Origin of the sequence: Amycolatopsis sp. cg9 (assembly GCF_041346945.1) — a bacterium.
In the GTDB taxonomy this organism is placed as follows: Bacteria; Actinomycetota; Actinomycetes; order Mycobacteriales; family Pseudonocardiaceae; genus Amycolatopsis.
In genome coordinates this window covers 1,012,401-1,030,881 of record NZ_CP166850.1, presented here as the reverse complement: position 1 = coordinate 1,030,881, position 18,481 = coordinate 1,012,401, and the positions used below count along the sequence as shown (strand labels likewise).

The window sequence follows — 18,481 nt, the reverse complement described above, 5'->3', positions numbered from 1 at the left end:
GTTCCCAGAGGGTTCCCCCGATTTTCGCAATAGTCGAAAATTCCTGTCACGGCCGCCGGGAGACCGAAAAGAACTGTCCGCTCGGGAGTGAATCTCCTTACGGGGCAAGAACATACCCCGGTGGCAGCGCTGGTCGATCTTGTGGCATTCTCTCGCGCTTGTTCGCAGCGACCGGTTTTGAAAGCGCGAGGTGATCGGCTTGTACGGACGTGACGTGGCAGAATGGAAAAAGATGATCGCGGCCGGGCGCGCGATCCTGATCGCCAGAGCGGTGGCGGACCGGACCACTTCGTACGGCGAATTCGCGGCCGCGCTCGTGCGCGCCACCGGCGTCGCCGGATTCGACTTCACGACCGGCGCCGGCCGCGCGAGCATGGCCTACCTGCTCGACCGCATCTCCGAGGCGGCGTACGCGGAGGCGGGCGGCCGGCTGCTCGGCGCGCTCGTCCGCAACCTCGGCGCCGACGACGCCGGCCCGGGCTTCTACCGGCTCGCGAGCCGGAAGGGGCTGGCGGTGCCGCGCACCCGTGGCGGGCGCCAGCTGTTCTGGGCCCAGCACGTGCGGGAGCTGCACGAGCACTTCGCGGCCGTCGCCCGCCGGCCGGCGGCGGGGTGAGGGACGTCAGACGTCGTGCGGCTTGCGGGCGTCGATGTCTTCGGGTGTGTACTGCTCGCGTTTGGTGGTCAGGGCCCACCGGTGCCCGTCGGGGTCGACGACCCGGCCGTAGCGCTCGCCGAAGAACATTTCGGTCACCGGTGCTTCGACGGTCGCGCCGGCGAAGACCGCGCGGCGGGCGAGGTCGTCCGGGTCGCCGGTCTCCAGGGTGAGCAGCATCGGGGTGCCGCCGATCGTCGACGGCGCCAGGGCGTCGAGCGCCGCGATCTCCTGGCTGACCAGCAGCCGCGCGTCGCCGACGGCCAGCTCGACGAACAGCACCGTGCCGTCCGGCAGTACCGTGCGGAACAGTTCGACCGCGCCGAACGCCTTGCGGTAGAAGGAAAGCGCTTTGTCGACGTCGCGCACGAACAGGTGCGGCACCAAGCCGAGCGGGCGGCTCACGCCGACTCCTCGCGGCCCAGCAGTCCCGCGTCACCGGCCGCGGCGACCAGCCGGCCCAGCATCGCGGCCTCCCGGGCGGCGGCCGCGCGGCCGGCCGGGGTGATCCGGTAGTAGCGGCGGCGGGAGTCCTCGCCCGGGAGCTCTTCGGCGAGGCCGTCGGCGGCCAGCCGGGTCAGCGTGCGGTAGAGCGTGCCGGGGCCGAGCTGGACGGCGCCGCCGGTGACCTCGGCGACGAACCCCATGATCCCGTAGCCGTGCGCGCGCCCGCCCGCTCCGTTCGCGAGGGCGAGGAGCACCTGGAAAGCCGCGGGGGTGAGCGGGTTGCCGTCGGCCACGGGGTGAGCTTACACTCCGCCGTGGTTATATCCACGGTGGATATAGAGAGGTGAGGTCATGCCCATTCGAGGTGTCGGCAAAGTCGTCGTCGGGGTCGAAGACCAGGCGCGCGCGAAGCGGTTCTGGTCCGAAGTGGCCGGTTTCGCGGTGACGACCGACGTGCCCTACGACGACCAGGGCCGCCGCTGGGTCGAGGTGACCGCCCCGGACGGGACGATCCTCGTGCTCGGCGAGGAACCCGACAGCCATCGCCGCCAGGATGGTGACCAGCTCCCGACGTCGAACTTCTTCTTCTACGCCGACGACGTCCAGGCGACGTACGAGGAGCTTTCGGCGAAAGGCGTGGAATTCCCCGCGAAGCCGGAGAAGCAGCCGTGGGGCTGGTGGTCGATGTTCACCGACTCCGAAGGGAACCGCTTCGCGCTGCAGCAGCGCGACTAACGCGAGAGAACCGCCGTCAGCACACGCCGCAGCTCGCTCGCCGGGTCGTCGACGGGGTCCGGGGCGCGCCACGCCACGATGCCGTCCGGGCGGACGAGGGAAGCGCCGCCTGCCGAAAGGCCGTAGCGCGCAGCGAACAGGTCGTCCTCGACGACGTGGCAATCGATGCCGGCGGCCGCCGCGGCCGGGCGCCACGCCGAACCGTCACCCGCGCAGAGCAGCACCCACGACCGGCCCAGCAGGTCCAAAGTGGACGCCAGGCCGGGCGCCCGGAACCCGGGCCGCCCGGTCGGGGCGAGCGCGGCCTCGACCCGCGCGCCGTCGTCGGGCTCCTCGGAAAGGACGGCCGTCGAGCGGTAGCGGAAGCCGAGCACGATGCCCAGCGGGTCCTCCGCCGGCGTGATCCCGGAGACGTCGAGGCCGGGGTGCATGCGCTGCTTCATGTTGTGCAGCGAGGTGTCGACGACCATCCGCGCGATCGGCCTGCGCTCGGCTTCGTAGGTGTCGAGCAGCCCCGGACCCGCTTCGCCGCGCAGCACCGCGGCGAGCTTCCACGCGATGTCCGCGGCGTCGCCCACCGCCGTGTTGCCGCCCATCCCGCCGGTCGGCGGCGTCACCTTCGCCGCGTCGCCGACCAGGAAGACCCGCCCTTCGCGGAACCGGTCGGCCAGCCGCGCGGCGACCTCCCACGACCCGGTCCAGACGATCTCCGGGTCGAGGTCCGGCAGGTCGGTGGCGCTGCGGATCATCGCGACCAGCCGCTCGGGGGTGAAGTCCGCCGGGCTCTCGCCCTTCTCCGGGAAGTAGTCCGGCGCGAAGACGTACCGGTCCGGCACGTCGGTGTTGACCAGCCCGGCGGTGAACTCGGGGTGCTGCAGGTAGAACAGGTCGGTCACGCCGGCTTGGACGCGGTCGCGGAGGTCGGCGTCGAACACCACGCCGAGGCAGTGGCTCAGCGCGTCCATCCCGGTGGTGCCGATGCCGAGCCGGGCCCGGACGCCGCTGCGGCCGCCGTCGGCCGCGACGACGTAGTCCGCGCGCACCGTCGTCTCCTCGCCCGAATCGCGGTGCCGCAGCGTGGCGGTGACGCCGTCGTCGTCCGGCGCCGGCTCGACGAGTTCGGTGCGGAAGCGGACCCGCGCGCCCGCCTTCTCCGCGTGCGCCAGCAGGATCGGCTCGACGACGTCCTGCCCGGCCATGCCGGCGGGCAGCGTGGTCGAGGCCGAGACGTCGAACTCGCTGCCGTCCTCGGCGAGCCGGTGCAGCACGCGGCCGGCCAGGCTGGTCGCGACGGTGATCCGCAGCCCCTGCGACGCGCGCGGGCTCACCGCCAGCACTTCGCGGTCGATGCCCGCCCAGTGGAACAGCTCCATCGTGCGCCAGTTCTGCCCGGCGGCCCGCGAGTGGACCGACGTCCCGGCGTGCCGTTCGACGGTCAGCACGTCCACTCCGGCCTGCGCGAGGAACAACGACGCCGACAGCCCGCCGAGCCCGGCCCCCACGACCAGCACCTGCACCCGCTCCGTCATGACTACCTCCATGTCCGTGAATCTCTCTGCAAAAGTATCTTAGCTAGAGAGAGATTAGTTTGCCAAGTCCGTGGTACTCCCAGGACGTGGGAACGGTTGGGTGCTCCGTTCGGCCCAAGTAGCTTCGGCCTGGCAGCCCCATGAAGCCCTTGAGCCGCAAGGAGAAACCGATGAGCGCGGACGACACCTCGGCGTGGTCCTTCGAGACCAAGCAGATCCACGCGGGCGCCGCGCCGGACCCGGCGACGGGTGCGCGGGCGACCCCGATCTACCAGACGACGTCGTACGTCTTCCGCGACAGCCAGCACGGCGCCGACCTGTTCAGCCTCGCCGAGCCCGGCAACATCTACACGCGGATCATGAACCCGACCCAGGACGTCCTGGAGCAGCGGCTCGCGGCGCTCGAGGGCGGCGTCGCGGCGCTGGCGTTCGCGTCCGGCTCGGCCGCGACCACGGCGGCGATCCTCAACCTCGCGGGCGCGGGCGACCACTTCGTTTCGAGCCCGTCGCTCTACGGCGGCACCTACAACCTCTTCCACTACACGCTGCCGAAGCTCGGCGTCGAGGTCACCTTCATCGACGACCAGGACGACCTGGAGCAGTGGCGCGCCGCCGTCCGGCCGAACACGAAGCTGTTCTTCGCCGAGACGCTGGCCAACCCGGGCAGCAACGTCCTCGACATCCGGGGCGTCGCCGACGTCGCGCACGAGGCCGGGGTCCCGCTCGTCGTCGACAACACGGTGCCGACGCCGTACCTGGTGCGCCCGATCGAGCACGGCGCCGACGTCGTCGTGCACTCCGCGACGAAGTACCTCGGCGGGCACGGCACCACGGTGGCCGGCGTCCTGGTCGACGGCGGCACGTTCGACTTCGGCAAGGACCCGGCGAAGTTCCCGGGCTTCACCGAGCCCGACCCGAGCTACCACGGCCTCAAGTACTGGGAGGCGCTCGGCCCGGGGGCGTACGCGGCCAAGGCGCGCGTCCAGATCCTGCGCGACACCGGCGCGGCGATCTCGCCGTTGAACAGCTTCCTGATCCTGCAGGGCATCGAGACGCTGTCGCTGCGCCTCGAGCGGCACGTCTCGAACGCGCAGGCGCTGGCCGAATGGCTGGAGCAGCGCGACGAGGTCGAAAAGGTGTACTACGCCGGCCTGCCGTCCAGCCCGTTCTACTCCGCGGCGCAGAAGTACCTGCCGCGCGGCGCGGGCGCGGTCCTGTCGTTCGACCTGCGCGGCGGCGTCGAGGCGGGCCGCAAGTTCGTCGACGGCACCGAACTGCACAGCCAGCTGGTGAACATCGGCGACGTCCGCAGCCTGATCGTGCACCCGGCGTCGACCACCCACAGCCAGCTGAGCCCGGCGGAGCAGCTCTCCAGCGGTGTCACGCCCGGCCTGGTCCGGCTCGCCGTCGGGCTGGAGGGGCTCGAAGACCTCAAGGCCGACCTGGAGGCCGGATTCCGGGCGGCCAAGGCGGAACTGTGACGGGTGGTCCCGTCACCGGGGCCTGGCGGATCGGTGATCCGCCGGGCCGCCGTCAGTTCGTCACCGGTCCCGGCGCGCTCGCGCTCGAGGCCGGTGGCGTGCTGCCGTCGTTCACGCTCGCATACGAGACGTGGGGGACGCTGAACTCCAGCGGGTCCAACGCGATCCTCGTCGAGCACGCGCTGACCGGCGACAGCCACGCGGCCGGTCCCCTCGAACCCGGTCACCCCAACGCGGGCTGGTGGGACGCGCTCATCGGGCCCGGCAAGGCCTTGGACACCGACGAATACTTCGTCGTGGTCCCGAACGTGCTGGGCGGCTGCCAGGGATCGACCGGCCCGTCGTCACCCGCGCCGGACGGGCAGCCGTGGGGCAGCCGGTTCCCGGTCGTGACCGTGCGGGACCAGGTCGCTTCCGAGGCGGTGCTGGCCGACCACCTCGGCATCGACCGCTGGGCGGCCGTCGTCGGCGGCTCCATGGGCGGGATGCGCGCGCTGGAGTGGGCGGTTTCGCTGCCCGCGCGCGTGGCTTCGGTGCTGGTGCTGGCCTCCACCGCGCGGGCGTCGGCCGAGCAGATCTCGTGGGCGGCCCCGCAGCTGCACGCGATCCGCAGCGACCCGTTCTTCCACGGCGGCGACTACTACTCGGCGCCTTCGGGTCCCGCGGCCGGCCTCGGCATCGCCCGGCGGATCGCGCACGTCACCTACCGCAGCGAACCGGAACTGGCCCAGCGCTTCGGCCGGTCGTACCAGGGCGACGAGGACCCGTTGCGCGGCGGGCGGTTCGCCGTCGAGTCCTATTTGGACCACCACGCCGACAAGCTGGTGCGCCGCTTCGACGCGAACAGCTACCTGGTGCTGACGGAGTCGATGAACACCCACGACGTCGGCCGCGACCGTGGCGGCGTGGCGGCGGCGCTGGGCCGGGTGACGGCTCGCGCGGTGATCGGCGGCGTCGACAGCGACCGGCTCTACCCGCTCTACCAGTCGGCGGAAATCGCCGCCGGGATCCCGGGAACCGCGGAGCCGTCGGTGGTTTCCTCACCGTACGGCCACGACTCGTTCCTCATCGAGTCCGGCCAGATCGCGTCCTTGGCGAAGGCGCTTCTGGGCTAGCCACGCGCTCTCCCCAGCGCACCAGCGTGTTCGCGACCCGCCGCGACGTCTGGGCCGCGTAGTCGCCGAGCCGTTCCGCGGCACGGTCCGACAGCTTCGCCACCCGCCAGGCGACGTCGTCCGCGCGGTCGCCCGCTTCGTCGCCCGCGGTGGTGATGCGGTCGGCGAGCCGGCCGGTGCCGGCGGCGAGCAGATCCTTGAGCGCCATGCCTTTCCCCTTCGTCTAGAGCATCCCGGCACGGCGCCACAGCACCGCGCTCGGGCCGCCGATCAGGTCGTTCTCCTTCAGGAACCGGACGAGCTTCCGGGCCCCGAAGGCCAGCGTCTCCCGCCGGTGCGGGCTCGTCCGCGCGGCGGCCACCGCGGCGCCGGGGTCGATCCCGGCGCGCAGGTACTGCCGCGGGCGCGACAGCAGCCGGGACATCAGCAGTGCGCCCACCGCGACCACCACCCTGGCGAACTCCTTGCGCCACCACGGGGCTTCGGCCAGCGAACGGACCAGGTCGTCGCGCGCGTACCGGACGTGCCGGGCCTCCTCCGTCACGTGGATCCGCATCACCGCGCGCACCACCGGCTGCACCGACTCGTCGTCGAGGTGCTCGCGCTGCAGCGCGTCGAAGATCTCTTCCCCGATCAGCGTCGCCACCCACATCGCGGGCCCGTGCAGGATCGCCGGGAGCGCCTGCGCGGACCGCTGCAGCCAGCGGTTGTTGCGGTACGGCCGCCCGTCGACGTGCTCGATCAGCCGGGCGAACATCGTGGAGTGCCGGCATTCGTCGGCGACCTCGGTCAGCGCGTAGTGCACGTGCCGGGTCGTCGGGTCCTGGTGGTAGGACGCGCGCAGCAGCATCTGCATGAGGATGAGCTCGAACCAGATCCCGACGCTGACGGTGTTCACCAGTTCCTGGCGCGACAGCTCGATCCGCTGCTCGCGGCTCAGCGTGTCCCACACCGGCGTGCCGTACAGCGAAACGAGCTTCTCGGGGATGAAGAACTGGTCCTCGTTCAGCGGTGCGTCCCAGTGGACGTCGACGTCCGGGTCGTAGGAGAGCCGGGCGCTCGAGCGGAGCAGCCGTTCGGCGGTGGCTTCGCGCTCACCCATGCGTGCCTCCCTGTGTCGTGTAACACTAGAACGCATGAAACAATCTCCGTCAAGATGTAAAGTCGGCGCATGCGCGATCTCCTGAAGCACGCCCTCGAAGCCGACCTCCCCGGTGACGAGACCGCGGAACGGATCATGGGCGCGGCGCTCACCCAGGCCGAGGACTTCGGGCTGCGCCGGTTCACCGTCGACGACGTCGCGCGCCGCGTCGGCCTGTCGCGGGTGACGATCTACCGGTACTTCCCGAAGAAGGACCAGCTGCTGGGCGCGCTGATCCTGCGGGAGATGAAGCGGTTCTTGACGAAGGTCGACGCCGTCGTCGAGGCGCAGGCCACCCCGGAGGAGAAGCTCATCGAGGGGTTGAGCTTCTCCCTGGGGTACCTGCGCGGCCACCGGCTGCTCAACCGCCTGCTGCGCACGGAGCCGGAGCTGATCCTGCCGCACCTGACGGTCCAGGCCGGCGGGCTGTTCGCGGCCGCGCGCGCCCGGATCGCGGCGCACTTCCACGCGGAGATCGCCGCCGGGCGGCTCAGCCTGCCTGCCGAGGACATCGACGGGATGGCCGAGCTGCTGATCCGCATCGTCGTGTCGCTGGTGCTGACGCCGGACACGGTGCTCCCGGTCGACGACGACGGGCAGCGCCGCCGGCTCGCGGAGCTGTACCTGGCCCCGATCGTCCGCTCGCTGCGCCCCTGACTCAGCCCTGCCGGGTGGGCCGGATGGTGAGGTCGCCGATCTCGACGTCGTCGGGCTGCTCGATGGCGAACGCGATCGCCCGCGCGACGGCGTCCGGGCTGATGCCGAGCGTCGCCATCGCCTGCTGGGCCTGCTCGCGTTGCGCGGGATCCTCGACGTGGTCGACGAGTTCGGTGCGCACGTACCCCGGTGAGATCGACGTCGTGCGCAGGACGCCGTCGGTGGACTCCTGGCGCAGTGCCTCCAGGAGCGTCCGGACGGCGTTCTTGGTCCCCGCGTAGACGGCTTGGGTCGGGACGATCTTCAGTCCCGACGTCGAGACGGTCGTGACGAAGTGGCCGCGGCCCTGCGCGCGGAACACCGGGAGCGCGGCGGCGATGCCGTGCAGGACGCCGCGGAGGTTGACGTCGATCATCGCGTCCCAGCTGTCGACGTCGAGGTCGCCCACCGGCGCGATCCGGGCGACGCCGGCGTTGCCGACCAGGACGTCGAGACGCCCGAAGCGGTCGACGGCGAGGGCCACGAGCCGCTCGAGATCGACGCGCCGCGTCACGTCGACGTCCAGCACTTCCGCGCGGCCGCCGTCGTCGCGGATCTTGTGCGCGAGCGCTTCCAGCCGGTCGGTGCGCCGGGCGCCGAGCACCACCGCCGCCCCGCGGCCGGCGAGTTCCCGCGCGGTCGCTTCGCCGATCCCGCTGCTCGCGCCGGTGATCGCGACGACCTTGTCCAGTCCGTTCATCGTGCTGCCTCCACTAAGCTGACAACTGTCCGGTTATCTTCGACTGTACCGGACACTTGTCCACTTAAGCGAGGAGAGTGCCGTGGCCGGTCGTGAGCGCCGTTCGGACGCCGTCGCCAACCGCGACCGGATCGTCGAGGTCGCGCGGGCGGAACTGAGCGAGTCCAACGGCGCGGCCGACGACCTGAAGCTGCACCGGGTCGCCAAGGCCGCGGGCGTCGGGCAGGGCACGCTCTACCGGCACTTCCCGACGCGCGAGCACCTGCTGGCGGAGGTCTACCGGGCCGAACTGACCCAGCTCGTCGAAACGGTGGCGCCCCTGCTGGCGGAGCATTCCCCGCTCGACGCGCTGGCCCGCTGGCTGGAGCGGCTGGTCGAGTACGTGCGCGTCAAGCGCGGCGTGATGGCGGCGATCGAGGTACCGGCGTGGCAGGACCTCTACTCCGGCCAGCACCACCGGCTCGACGAAGCGCTCGAAACGCTGCTGGACCGGGGAAAGGCCGCGGGGGAGATCCGCGCCGGGGTCGACGCCGCCGACGTCATCCTGCTCCTCGGCGCGCTTTCCCGGATCCCGGAAGCCGAGTGGGACGAGCGGGCACCCCGGATCGTGGCGGTGATCGTCGACGGCCTGCGCGCTTAGTCCGAGACCGCTTCCGAGATCCAGGGGGCCACCGGCAGGTCGCGGTCCAGGCACTCCACCGACAGCCGGATCGTCCAGCGCAGAGCCTGCAGCACCAGGCTGTCGACCTCGTCCGGGGCCGCGTTGGCCAGCGCGATCTCCACCTGCTCCTGCGCCGCCTCGGTGTTGCCGTGTACCTCCGCGAGCAGCGTCCGCACCGCGGTCCGCACCGGCGGGTCGGCCTGGTCGATCGAGACCTCTTCGCCGTCCTCGTCGAAGACTTGGACCTTGACGGGCGCGCTGCCGCCGTCGCCGAGGGTGGCGACCATCGCGCTGCACTCGCCGAACAGCAGCAGCATCAGTGCCTTGGTCTCGTCCGCGCGGGCCTGCGGCTCGGCGCCCGTCGGCGCGACCTCGACGAGGGCTTCGGCGTCGTCTCCGAGGCTCAACGCCGTCAGCGCGCGCTGAGCCTTTTCGACGAGCTCCTGCTCGTTCCAGTCCGCTTCCACGTGCCCCATCAAACACCAGCCGCGCCGGTTGTGGGGATACCTTGATCCGGGACGGTCATCCCACCGCGCGGAGCGCACCCAGTGCGAGCCGGGAAAGCAGTTCGGCGAGTTCGCCGTCACCGAGATGGCGGTTGTACGGGGTCGAGTTGATCAATCCGAACACGGCGTGTGCCGCCGACCGCGCCTGCCGTTCTCCCAGTTCCGGCACGGCTTCGCGGATCGCGCGGACCCACACTTCGACGTACTGGCGCTGCAGCGCGCGCACCTGCTTGCGGTCGGCGTCGGTGAGGTTCGCGAGGTTGCGCTCCTGAACGGTGATCAACGCCGGGTGGTTGAGCGCGAAGCCGACGTGGAACGCCACGAGGCCGGCCAGCGTGTCGTCCGGCGTGCCGGGCCGGGCCGCCCACCTCGTGCCGCCGTCGAGCAGGTAGCGGCTGATCGAGTTCAGCATCTCGCCGAGGATCGCGTCCTTGCTGCGGAAGTGCCGGTAGAGCGCCGGGCCGGAGATGCCGACCGCGGCTCCGATGTCGTCGATGCCGACGCCGTGGAAGCCGTGGTGGGCGAACAGCTCGGCGGCCGCCGACATGATCTGTTCGCGTCTGTTCGCCTTCTCGCCGTTCACGAGCGGCGTGGAGTTGGCCGGCATCTGGCCATATTAAGGCCCGAAGTTAGCGACCGCTAACACCCGTTCCATCCTTCCGACGTGGGCCGAGTGGGTTACCTACGGGTAACTAGGGGTTCCTTGTGGGGCTTCCACCTGCTGTCCTATTCGGGCTGGCCCTGTCACAAAGGAGTGACCCATGGCTGTTCCCACCCGTAAATTACGGCGATCCCTTCTACGGTTGAGCACGGCCCTGGGGGCCGTCGTCCTTGCTTCTCTCGGTGTGACGGGCCTCGCCCAAGCCGCCGGGACCGTGTACGCCGCGGTCGGCGACTCCTACTCCTCGGGGGTCGGAGCCGGCAGCTACGGCAGTTCCGGGAGCTGTTACCGCAGCTCGAACGCGTACCCGCAGCTGTGGACCAACGCCCACAGCGGCACCTCCCTCACCTTCCTGGCCTGCTCCGGCGCCAAGACCGGCGACGTGATCAGCCAGGCGAACTCCATCCCGTCCAACGCGACCCTGGTCACCGTCACCGTGGGCGGCAACGACGCCGGCTTCAGCGACGTGATCCAGACCTGCACCCTCGGCAGCGACTCCGACTGCACCAACCGCGTCAACACGGCGAAGACCTACGTGAACAACACGCTGCCGCCGCTGCTGACCAACACCTACAACGCGATCAAGGCCAAGGCGCCGGGCGCGAAGCTCGTCGTCCTGTCCTACCCGCGCTTCTACACCGTGCCCGGCTCCTGCTGGGTCGGGCTGAGCGACACCAAGCGCTCGGCGATCAACTCCGGCGCCGACACCCTGGCGTCGGTGATCCAGTCGCGGGCGGCTTCGGCGGGCGCGACCTTCGTCGACGTCCGGTCGGCGTTCGTCGGGCACAACATCTGCTCGTCGGCCGACGACTACCTGCACAGCCTGACCTGGCCGGTGATCGAGTCCTACCACCCGACGGTGGCCGGGCAGTCCGGCGGCTACTACACGCCGCTGCGCGCTGCGATCGGCTGATCTTCCCTGCTGGTTCGTGAAGGCCACCTTCCGGAAGTGCAACTTCCGGAAGGTGGCCTTCACGGCATTCCGGCGACTGGACACCCACGTTAGCGGTCGCTAACATCGGAGCGGAGGTTAACGCCTGCTAACTTCGAGGGAGCTCATGGACACGCCGGTACTGGGGACGTCTGCTGCCCCGGACAGCGAGGCCTACGCCCGCAACGCGACGTCACACGCGGAGCTGGTCGAGGACCTCCGCAAACGTTTGGGGAGCGCCCGGCTGGGCGGGCCGGAGAAGGCGCGCACCCGGCACGTCGAACGCGGCAAGCTGCTTCCGCGCGACCGCGTCGACACGCTGCTGGACCCGGGGTCGCCGTTCCTGGAACTGTCGCCGCTGGCCGCGAACGGACTGTACGACGATGAGGCGCCGTCCGCCGGGATCATCACCGGGGTCGGGCGCGTCTCGGGGCGCGAGTGCGTGGTCGTCGCCAACGACGCCACCGTCAAGGGCGGCACGTACTACCCGATGACGGTGAAGAAGCACCTGCGCGCCCAGGAGGTCGCCCTCCACAACAACCTGCCGTGCGTCTACCTGGTGGACTCCGGCGGCGCGTTCCTGCCGAGGCAGGACGAAGTCTTCCCGGATCGTGAGCACTTCGGCCGGATCTTCTACAACCAGGCGACGATGTCCGCGCGCGGCATCCCGCAGATCGCCGCGGTGCTCGGCTCCTGCACCGCCGGCGGCGCGTACGTCCCGGCGATGAGCGACGAGGCCGTGATCGTCCGGAACCAGGGCACGATCTTCCTCGGCGGCCCGCCGCTGGTGAAGGCCGCGACCGGCGAGGTCGTCACGGCCGAAGAGCTCGGCGGCGGCGACGTCCACGCGCGCCAGTCCGGCGTCACCGACCACCTGGCCGACGACGACGCGCACGCGCTGCGGATCGTCCGCTCCATCGTGTCCACGCTGGGCCCGCGCACGCCGCGCCCGTGGGACGTGCTGCCGACCGAAGCTCCGGCGGTCGATCCCGCGGAGCTGTACGGCGTCGTCCCGACCGACCCGCGCACCCCTTACGACGTAAGGGAGGTGATCGCGCGGATCGTCGACGGCAGCCGGTTCGGCGAGTTCAAGAAGGAGTACGGCTCGACGCTGGTCACCGGGTTCGCCCGGATCCACGGTCACCCGGTGGGCATCGTCGCGAACAACGGCGTGCTGTTCGCCGAGTCCGCGATGAAGGGCGCGCACTTCATCGAGCTGTGCGACAAGCGCTCGATCCCGCTGCTGTTCCTGCAGAACATCACCGGGTTCATGGTCGGGCGCGCGTACGAAGCGGGCGGCATCGCCAAGCACGGCGCGAAGATGGTCACCGCGGTGGCCTGCGCGCGGGTGCCGAAGTTAACGGTCGTTATCGGCGGGTCATTCGGCGCCGGCAACTACTCGATGTGCGGCCGGGCGTACTCGCCGCGGTTCCTGTGGATGTGGCCGAACGCGCGGATCTCGGTGATGGGCGGCGAGCAGGCGGCGTCGGTGCTCTCGACGGTCCGCCGCGACTCGATCGAGGCCCGCGGCGGCGAGTGGTCCGCCGAGGACGAGGAAGCGTTCAAGGACCCGATCCGCGAGCAGTACGAAGCCCAGGGCAGCCCGTACTACTCCACCGCGCGGCTGTGGGACGACGGCGTCATCGACCCGGCGGACACCCGCACGGTGCTCGGTCTCGCGCTCTCGACCGCGGCCAACGCGCCCCTTTCCGATGTCAACTACGGCGTCTTCCGGATGTGATGATGTTCGACTCAGTGTTGGTCGCGAACCGGGGCGAGATCGCGGTCCGGGTCATCCGCACGCTGCGGGACCTCGGTATCCGCGCGATCGCCGTGTACAGCGACGCGGACGCCGAAGCCCGGCACGTCCGCGAGGCGCACACCGCCGTCCGAATCGGCCCGGCCGAGGCTTCGAAGAGCTACCTGTCCATCCCGGCCATCGTGGCCGCCGCGGTGTCGACGGGTGCGCAGGCCGTGCACCCGGGCTACGGCTTCCTGGCGGAGAACGCCGAGTTCGCGCGGGCCTGCGAGGCCGCCGGGCTGGTGTTCATCGGCCCGCCGGTCGAGGCGATCGACGCCATGGGCGACAAGATCCGCGCCAAGGCGACGGTGTCGAAGGCCGGCGTGCCGGTCGTGCCCGGCGCGTCCGATGTGGACATCCCCGAGGGGGGCTTCGCGGAGGCCGCCGCGAAGGTCGGCTACCCGCTGTTGCTCAAGCCGTCCGCCGGGGGTGGCGGGAAGGGCATGCGGCTGGTCCACGAGGAGTCCGAACTGGACGCCGCCATCGAGTCGGCGCGGCGCGAGGCCAAGGGTTCCTTCGGCGACGACACCCTGTTGATGGAGCGGTTCGTCACCACGCCGCGGCACATCGAGATCCAGGTCATGGCCGACAAGCACGGCAACGTCATCCACCTCGGCGAGCGCGAGTGCAGCCTGCAGCGGCGGCACCAGAAGATCATCGAGGAAGCGCCGTCGGTGCTGCTGGATCCCGCGACCCGCGAAAAGATGGGCTCGGCGGCGGCCGAAGCCGCACGGTCGGTGGGGTACGTCGGGGCCGGCACGGTCGAGTTCATCATGTCGGCGCACAACCCGGACGAGTTCTTCTTCATGGAGATGAACACCCGGCTGCAGGTCGAGCACCCGGTCACCGAGCTGGTCACCGGCCTCGACCTGGTCGAGTGGCAGGTCCGGGTCGCGGCGGGCGAACACCTGACCGTCGCGCAGGAGGACGTCGTCCTCAACGGACACGCCGTCGAGGCGCGCGTGTACGCCGAAGACCCGGCGCGCGGGTTCATCCCGACCGGCGGCACGGTGCTGGCGGTGCACGAGCCGTCCGGCGACGGCGTGCGCGTCGACTCGTGGATGACGCGCGGCGCGGTGATCGGCTCGAACTACGACCCGATGCTGGCCAAGGTCATCGCCTGGGGCCCGGACCGCGCGGCGGCGCTGCACCGGCTCGACCTGGCGCTGGCGGACACGGCGTTGCTGGGCGTCGGCACGAACACGGCGTTCCTGCGCGGGCTGCTGGCGGACGCCGACGTCCGCGCGGGCAAGCTCGACACCGAGCTGGTCGACCGGCGGCTGGCCGAGCTGGTCTCTTCGGACGTACCCGCGGAGTTCTTCGTCGCGGCCGCCTTGGACCGGTTCCTGGAACTGCAGCCGTCGGGGTCCATTGTGGATCCGTGGGACGTGCCGGACGGCTGGCGGATGGGCGGCTCCGGCGGGGTGACGTTCCGGCTGAAGTCCGGCGCCGCCCGCGCGGTGGTCCGGGTGCAGGGCACGCCGGGCGCGGCGACGGTGTTCGTCGACGACGCCGAGCCGGTCGAGGTCTCGGCCCGGCGCGACGGCGACGTCCTGGAGGTCCGGCACGCCGGCGGCTTCCACCGCTACCGCCACGCCTGCGCGCCCGACCGGACCGTCTGGCTGGCCCGCGACGGCCTGAGCTTCCCGTTCGGGGAGCAGGAGTTCGTGTTGTCTTCGCGCGGCGAAGCGGCCGGAGCGGGGCCGGTCACCAGCCCGATGCCGGGCACCGTGCTCGTCGTGAAGGTCGCCGCGGGCGACGTCGTGAAGGCCGGGACGCCGCTGCTGGTCGTCGAAGCGATGAAGATGGAGCACACGGTCACCGCGCCGGTCGACGGCGTGGTCAGCGAACTCCCCGTCCGGGCCGGCCAACAGGTCGCGCTGGACGAAACCCTTGCCGTAGTCACGCCCCAAGAGGAGCAGCAGTGATCGACTTCCGCCTGGACGAGGAGTACGAGGCCCTCCGCAAGACCGTCGAGGACTTCGCGCACGCCGAGGTCGCGCCGGTGATCGGTGAGCTGTACGAGAAGGAAGAGTTCCCGTACGCGATCGTCGCGAAGATGGCCGAGATGGGCCTGTTCGGCCTGCCGTTCCCGGAGGAGTTCGGCGGGATGGGTGGGGACTACTTCGCGTTGTGCCTGGCGTTGGAGGAGCTGGCCCGGGTCGATTCGTCGGTGGCGATCACCCTGGAGGCCGGGGTTTCCCTCGGCGCGATGCCGATCTTCCGGTTCGGGACGCAGGAGCAGAAAGAGAAGTGGCTCCCTTCGCTCTGTGCGGGCACGGCGCTGGGCGGCTTCGGCCTGACCGAGCCGGGCGGCGGCTCGGACGCGGGCGCCACCCGCACGCGCGCCACGATGGACGGTGACGAGTGGGTCATCAACGGCAGCAAGGCGTTCATCACGAACTCCGGTACGGACATCACGCGCTTGGTCACGGTCACCGCGGTGACGGACGTGATGGAGAACGGCCGCAAGGAGATCTCGGCGATCATCGTCCCGTCGGGCACGCCGGGCTTCGACGTCGCGCCGAAGTACTCGAAGGTCGGCTGGAACTGCTCGGACACGCACGAGCTGTCTTTTTCGGACGTCCGAGTCCCGGTCGAGAACCTGGTCGGCACGCGGGGCCGCGGGTACGCGCAGTTCCTGTCCATTTTGGACGAGGGCCGGGTCGCGATCGCCGCGTTGTCGGTGGGGTTGGCGCAGGGCTGCGTTGACGAGTGCCTGAAGTACGTGAAGGACCGGGTCGCGTTCGGTCGGCGGATCGGGGAGTACCAGGCGATCCAGTTCAAGATCGCCGACATGGAGGTCCGCACGCACACGGCCCGGCTGGCGTACTACCAGGCGGCGTCGAAGATGTTGCGGGGTGAGCCGTTCAAGAAGGAAGCGTCGATCGCGAAGCTGGTCGCGTCGAACGCGGCGATGGACAATGCGCGCGACGCGACCCAGATCTTCGGCGGCTACGGCTTCATGAACGAATTCCCGGTCAGCCGCTTCTACCGCGACGCCAAGATCCTGGAGATCGGTGAGGGGACGAGCGAGGTGCAGAAGATGCTGATCTCCCGGCACCTCGGCGTCGCCTGACTCACTGCTGCTGTTGCTGTTGCTTGTCTTCCTCGGCCCAGGCCGCTTCCGCCTGCATCTGGATGTCGGTCAGGCCGCGGTCGACCTGCACGATGTCCTTGCCCGCCCAGCCCACGAAGTTCTTCGAGCTCTTGGCGTCGGAGAGGGCCTTCAGCATCGGGTAGTAGTCCGGGTGCTTGGCCTTCAGCCAGTCGTCGACGAACTTCATCTTCTTGTAGCTGTCGCCGAACTTCGTCTTCAGCCAGTCCTCGTGCTTCTTGATGGTCGAGATGTCGTGGTCGCTCAGGTGCGACTTCGGCGGCGTCGGTTTCGGCGGCTCCGGTGGCTTCGGCAGCGGCCGCGAGAAGTTGGGCGTGGTGCCGTCGCCGGGAGGCCGGGTGCTCGGGGTGGCGCCACCACCAGGGTTGTCGTGCGTGACCGCCGTGCCCGGTGGGGGTAGCGGCCGCGAGAAGTTCGGGGTCGTGCCGTCGCCCGGGGGCCGGGTGCTCGGCGTGGCGCCGCCGGTGGTGGGCGGGCCGTTGTGGGTGATCGCGGTGCCCGGCGGCGGCACCGGCGTCATTTCGTGGCCCGCGCTCGAGGAGGAGCCCGGCTTCCCCTTGACCAGCTTCGACAGGCCGGTGAGCCGGGCCAGCGTGCGCCCCGCGTAGGCGACGACCTTGGCGAGCTTCGCCATCATCGCCGCCACCTGCACCGAGACCGTCGCGACGCACTTGGTCACCCCGACGGCGATCGACGCGCCGAACGTGGGGATGGCGAGCGCGAGCGCGATCAGCATCGTGGAGATGATGTCGCCGAGGATCGTCGTGATGATGTCGCGCAGCAGCGACCGGACCGCGCCGATCAGGGCGCCGGTGGTCTCGACCATGTAGCCGGCGACGTCGGCCGCCTTGGCGTTCGCGTCGATCCAGCCCTTCCGGTCGTTGATCGACTTCAGGAAGCTGTCGTAGCCCTTGCCCTGCCACTGGGTGATCGTCGACTTGAGCGTCTCGTCCAGCTCGGTGCCGGTGTTGCGCAGCGACTCGCCGATCTTGTGCAGCTCGTTGGCGACCTTCGTGACCTCGGAAGGGTTGCCCGCGACCTGGTCGAGCGGCCACTTCAGGAACGAGACGTGCTCGATCAGCCAGCCCAGGCCCGCCGCGATCAGCTTGGCCAGCGGGTCCATGGCGAAGGCGACGGTGTCGAGCACGGCGCTGATGACGTTGATGCCCAGCTCGACGCTGACGGCCGCGAGGTCGCCGCCGTGCTCGGTCTGGACCTTGCCGATCGAGTCGCCGACCTGCTTCCAGCTGTCGAAGACGCCGGCGCCGGTCGTGGAGTTCGACGCCGTGATGGGGACGGTCACTTGCCCAGCTCCGTTTCGAAGGTGCTCAAACCCTGCGCCGTGTTCGTGTCGTGGGTCGCGTACGTCTCGGCGGCCTTCTTGACGTCGTCGGCGGACTTGCCGATGTCGCCGACGAGGTTGTTGATCTCCCCGGTGATCACCGCCATCGTGACCCGCGAGGGCACGGCGAGGACCTGGGCGAGCAGGATGCCGAACGCGGCGTTGTCGAACCCGTTGGCGGCCTGCATCCGGTTCGCGGCTTCCTGCACCGCAGGCTGCGTGGTGCCCGACAGGAACTGGCTGAACTTCTGCAGCTCGGCCGGGTCGACCGAGAAACCTTCTCCGGTAACCACCGGTTCTCCTCCGTACTACCAGGGGTTGCTTTCGCCGTCGTCCTCGTCCGGCGCGGGCCGGGGACGGCGGCGCGGCGGACCTTGCTGTTGCGGCGGCGGGGGCGGCGGGCGGTGCGGGGGCCGCGGCGGGCGCTCCTCGGCCTCCTGCTCCGGCATGAACACGTCGCTCTTGCCCGGGGGCGGTCCCGCCTCCGGTTCGGGGGCGGGCAGGAACTCGTCCAGCAGTTCGCGGGCGGCGGAGCTCTCGCCGACCATGCCGCTGAACGCGTCGGCGACTTGGGCCGAGACCTTCTGCTGCGCCTTGCCGATCAGCTGAAGCACCAGGCCGGACAGGGCTTGCGGGGGCCGTTCGTAGGCGCGGGGGCCGAACCGGAGGTCCTGCAGCACGCCGCTCGGGCCGACGGTCACCGAGACCGCCCCGTCCGGCGACTGCACGCTGGCAGAGGCGGACCGGAGCGTTTCCTGGGCTGCTGCGGCTTTTGCCCGGATTTCCTCGAGTTCGACGGTGAACGCGGCCAACGGATCGCCCGGGGGCACTGACTGAGTCAATTCGTCCTCGTCGCGAGAGAGGTGGGGAACGGACGAAGTCAATCAGCGCTCTTTGAAGCTCGGATGACGCGAACCGAGCCACCGGCTGAACGCGGTGTGGATCGCCGAAGTCGGCCCGTG

At 70.4% G+C, this 18,481-nt stretch carries 21 protein-coding genes; 10 read left to right on the top strand and 11 right to left on the bottom strand.

Features of this window, described 5'->3' with window-relative positions; genetic code table 11:
• Positions 1-214 precede the first annotated feature (214 nt).
• A complete protein-coding gene (locus AB5J73_RS04465) occupies positions 215-616 on the top strand; it encodes a hypothetical protein (RefSeq protein WP_370968420.1) in 402 nt (133 codons plus the stop codon).
• A gap of 6 nt (positions 617-622) precedes the next feature.
• On the opposite strand, the gene AB5J73_RS04460 is transcribed toward AB5J73_RS04465, so the two are convergent.
• Together AB5J73_RS04460 and AB5J73_RS04455 are read right to left on the bottom strand one after the other, a co-directional pair.
• On the bottom strand, positions 623-1,060 hold the full coding sequence (locus AB5J73_RS04460) for a VOC family protein (protein WP_370968418.1): 438 nt from the start codon (positions 1,058-1,060) through the stop codon (positions 623-625).
• Entirely contained in the window at positions 1,057-1,395 is a 339-nt protein-coding gene (locus AB5J73_RS04455; protein ID WP_370968416.1) for a PadR family transcriptional regulator, read from the bottom strand. Before AB5J73_RS04455 ends, AB5J73_RS04460 begins: the two co-directional genes overlap by 4 nt.
• Before the next feature lie 58 nt (positions 1,396-1,453).
• On the opposite strand from AB5J73_RS04455, the gene AB5J73_RS04450 reads away from it, so the two are divergent.
• Complete coding sequence (locus tag AB5J73_RS04450) at positions 1,454-1,837, top strand: VOC family protein (RefSeq protein WP_370968414.1); 384 nt, start codon at positions 1,454-1,456, stop codon at positions 1,835-1,837.
• Here the strand turns inward: AB5J73_RS04450 and rdmE are convergent.
• Positions 1,834-3,366, bottom strand: a complete 1,533-nt coding sequence (rdmE, locus tag AB5J73_RS04445) for an aklavinone 12-hydroxylase RdmE (RefSeq protein ID WP_370968412.1) — start codon at positions 3,364-3,366, stop codon at positions 1,834-1,836. The genes AB5J73_RS04450 and rdmE overlap by 4 nt on opposite strands.
• 170 nt (positions 3,367-3,536) lie before the next feature.
• On the opposite strand from rdmE, the gene AB5J73_RS04440 reads away from it, so the two are divergent.
• Complete coding sequence (locus AB5J73_RS04440) at positions 3,537-4,847, top strand: bifunctional o-acetylhomoserine/o-acetylserine sulfhydrylase (protein WP_370968410.1); 1,311 nt, start codon at positions 3,537-3,539, stop codon at positions 4,845-4,847.
• Positions 4,844-5,962 (top strand): homoserine O-acetyltransferase, encoded by a 1,119-nt coding sequence (locus AB5J73_RS04435; protein ID WP_370968408.1) that lies wholly within the window; start codon positions 4,844-4,846, stop codon positions 5,960-5,962. Before AB5J73_RS04440 ends, AB5J73_RS04435 begins: the two co-directional genes overlap by 4 nt.
• Here AB5J73_RS04435 and AB5J73_RS04430 read toward each other — a convergent pair.
• Together AB5J73_RS04430 and AB5J73_RS04425 are read right to left on the bottom strand one after the other, a co-directional pair.
• Positions 5,913-6,170, bottom strand: coding sequence for a hypothetical protein (locus AB5J73_RS04430; RefSeq protein ID WP_370968406.1), 258 nt, complete (start codon positions 6,168-6,170; stop codon positions 5,913-5,915). The two genes, AB5J73_RS04435 and AB5J73_RS04430, sit on opposite strands and share 50 nt — an antisense overlap.
• 15 nt (positions 6,171-6,185) lie before the next feature.
• Positions 6,186-7,064: a diiron oxygenase gene (locus tag AB5J73_RS04425; RefSeq protein ID WP_370968404.1), complete on the bottom strand. Its 879-nt coding sequence runs from the start codon at positions 7,062-7,064 to the stop codon at positions 6,186-6,188.
• A gap of 69 nt (positions 7,065-7,133) precedes the next feature.
• Between AB5J73_RS04425 and AB5J73_RS04420 the strand changes: the two genes are divergently transcribed.
• Positions 7,134-7,760 carry a TetR/AcrR family transcriptional regulator gene (locus tag AB5J73_RS04420; protein WP_370968402.1) on the top strand — a complete coding sequence of 209 codons (627 nt, stop codon included), beginning with the start codon at positions 7,134-7,136 and terminating at the stop codon, positions 7,758-7,760.
• Between the two features lies 1 nt (position 7,761).
• Here AB5J73_RS04420 and AB5J73_RS04415 read toward each other — a convergent pair whose 3' ends face one another.
• The gene (locus AB5J73_RS04415; protein ID WP_370968400.1) at positions 7,762-8,499 is read right to left on the bottom strand and encodes an SDR family oxidoreductase; all 738 of its coding nucleotides are present in this window, start codon (positions 8,497-8,499) and stop codon (positions 7,762-7,764) included.
• An 82-nt stretch (positions 8,500-8,581) separates the two neighbouring features.
• Between AB5J73_RS04415 and AB5J73_RS04410 the strand changes: the two genes are divergently transcribed.
• Complete coding sequence (locus AB5J73_RS04410; RefSeq protein ID WP_370968398.1) at positions 8,582-9,139, top strand: TetR/AcrR family transcriptional regulator; 558 nt, start codon at positions 8,582-8,584, stop codon at positions 9,137-9,139.
• Here the strand turns inward: AB5J73_RS04410 and AB5J73_RS04405 are convergent.
• Positions 9,136-9,636 (bottom strand): hypothetical protein, encoded by a 501-nt coding sequence (locus AB5J73_RS04405; RefSeq protein WP_370968396.1) that lies wholly within the window; start codon positions 9,634-9,636, stop codon positions 9,136-9,138. The two genes, AB5J73_RS04410 and AB5J73_RS04405, sit on opposite strands and share 4 nt — an antisense overlap.
• Before the next feature lie 46 nt (positions 9,637-9,682).
• Entirely contained in the window at positions 9,683-10,273 is a 591-nt protein-coding gene (locus tag AB5J73_RS04400) for a TetR/AcrR family transcriptional regulator (protein WP_370968394.1), read from the bottom strand.
• Between the two features lie 196 nt (positions 10,274-10,469).
• Between AB5J73_RS04400 and AB5J73_RS04395 the strand changes: the two genes are divergently transcribed.
• The 4 genes from AB5J73_RS04395 to AB5J73_RS04380 all read left to right on the top strand — a co-directional run bounded on the left by AB5J73_RS04395 (position 10,470) and on the right by AB5J73_RS04380 (position 16,138).
• On the top strand, positions 10,470-11,240 hold the full coding sequence (locus AB5J73_RS04395) for an SGNH/GDSL hydrolase family protein (RefSeq protein WP_370968392.1): 771 nt from the start codon (positions 10,470-10,472) through the stop codon (positions 11,238-11,240).
• 145 nt (positions 11,241-11,385) lie between these two features.
• Entirely contained in the window at positions 11,386-12,999 is a 1,614-nt protein-coding gene (locus AB5J73_RS04390; RefSeq protein WP_370968390.1) for a carboxyl transferase domain-containing protein, read from the top strand.
• Between the two features lie 2 nt (positions 13,000-13,001).
• Positions 13,002-14,987 carry an acetyl-CoA carboxylase biotin carboxylase subunit gene (locus AB5J73_RS04385; protein ID WP_370968388.1) on the top strand — a complete coding sequence of 662 codons (1,986 nt, stop codon included), beginning with the start codon at positions 13,002-13,004 and terminating at the stop codon, positions 14,985-14,987.
• The gene (locus tag AB5J73_RS04380) at positions 14,984-16,138 is read left to right on the top strand and encodes an acyl-CoA dehydrogenase family protein (RefSeq protein WP_370968386.1); all 1,155 of its coding nucleotides are present in this window, start codon (positions 14,984-14,986) and stop codon (positions 16,136-16,138) included. Before AB5J73_RS04385 ends, AB5J73_RS04380 begins: the two co-directional genes overlap by 4 nt.
• A gap of 1 nt (position 16,139) precedes the next feature.
• On the opposite strand, the gene AB5J73_RS04375 is transcribed toward AB5J73_RS04380, so the two are convergent.
• The 3 genes from AB5J73_RS04375 to AB5J73_RS04365 are packed head-to-tail and all read right to left on the bottom strand — an operon-like array spanning position 16,140 to position 18,349.
• Positions 16,140-17,480: a hypothetical protein gene (locus AB5J73_RS04375; RefSeq protein WP_370968384.1), complete on the bottom strand. Its 1,341-nt coding sequence runs from the start codon at positions 17,478-17,480 to the stop codon at positions 16,140-16,142.
• On the bottom strand, positions 17,477-17,812 hold the full coding sequence (locus AB5J73_RS04370; protein ID WP_370968382.1) for a hypothetical protein: 336 nt from the start codon (positions 17,810-17,812) through the stop codon (positions 17,477-17,479). Before AB5J73_RS04370 ends, AB5J73_RS04375 begins: the two co-directional genes overlap by 4 nt.
• Positions 17,813-17,827: 15 nt before the next feature.
• Positions 17,828-18,349, bottom strand: a complete 522-nt coding sequence (locus AB5J73_RS04365; RefSeq protein ID WP_370972925.1) for a YbaB/EbfC family nucleoid-associated protein — start codon at positions 18,347-18,349, stop codon at positions 17,828-17,830.
• Positions 18,350-18,481: the final 132 nt, after the last annotated feature.

Bases quoted from the DNA above. Each gene is read 5' to 3' on its own strand.
- AB5J73_RS04385 (WP_370968388.1), top strand. From the start codon at position 13,002: ATGTTCGACTCAGTGTTGGTCGCGAACCGGGGCGAGATCGCGGTCCGG.
- AB5J73_RS04440 (WP_370968410.1), top strand. From the start codon at position 3,537: ATGAGCGCGGACGACACCTCGGCGTGGTCCTTCGAGACCAAGCAGATC.
- AB5J73_RS04415 (WP_370968400.1), bottom strand. From the start codon at position 8,499: ATGAACGGACTGGACAAGGTCGTCGCGATCACCGGCGCGAGCAGCGGG.
- AB5J73_RS04450 (WP_370968414.1), top strand. From the start codon at position 1,454: ATGCCCATTCGAGGTGTCGGCAAAGTCGTCGTCGGGGTCGAAGACCAG.
- AB5J73_RS04405 (WP_370968396.1), bottom strand. From the start codon at position 9,636: ATGGGGCACGTGGAAGCGGACTGGAACGAGCAGGAGCTCGTCGAAAAG.
- AB5J73_RS04430 (WP_370968406.1), bottom strand. From the start codon at position 6,170: ATGGCGCTCAAGGATCTGCTCGCCGCCGGCACCGGCCGGCTCGCCGAC.
- AB5J73_RS04425 (WP_370968404.1), bottom strand. From the start codon at position 7,064: ATGGGTGAGCGCGAAGCCACCGCCGAACGGCTGCTCCGCTCGAGCGCC.
- AB5J73_RS04420 (WP_370968402.1), top strand. From the start codon at position 7,134: ATGCGCGATCTCCTGAAGCACGCCCTCGAAGCCGACCTCCCCGGTGAC.
- AB5J73_RS04390 (WP_370968390.1), top strand. From the start codon at position 11,386: ATGGACACGCCGGTACTGGGGACGTCTGCTGCCCCGGACAGCGAGGCC.
- AB5J73_RS04400 (WP_370968394.1), bottom strand. From the start codon at position 10,273: ATGCCGGCCAACTCCACGCCGCTCGTGAACGGCGAGAAGGCGAACAGA.
- rdmE (WP_370968412.1), bottom strand. From the start codon at position 3,366: ATGACGGAGCGGGTGCAGGTGCTGGTCGTGGGGGCCGGGCTCGGCGGG.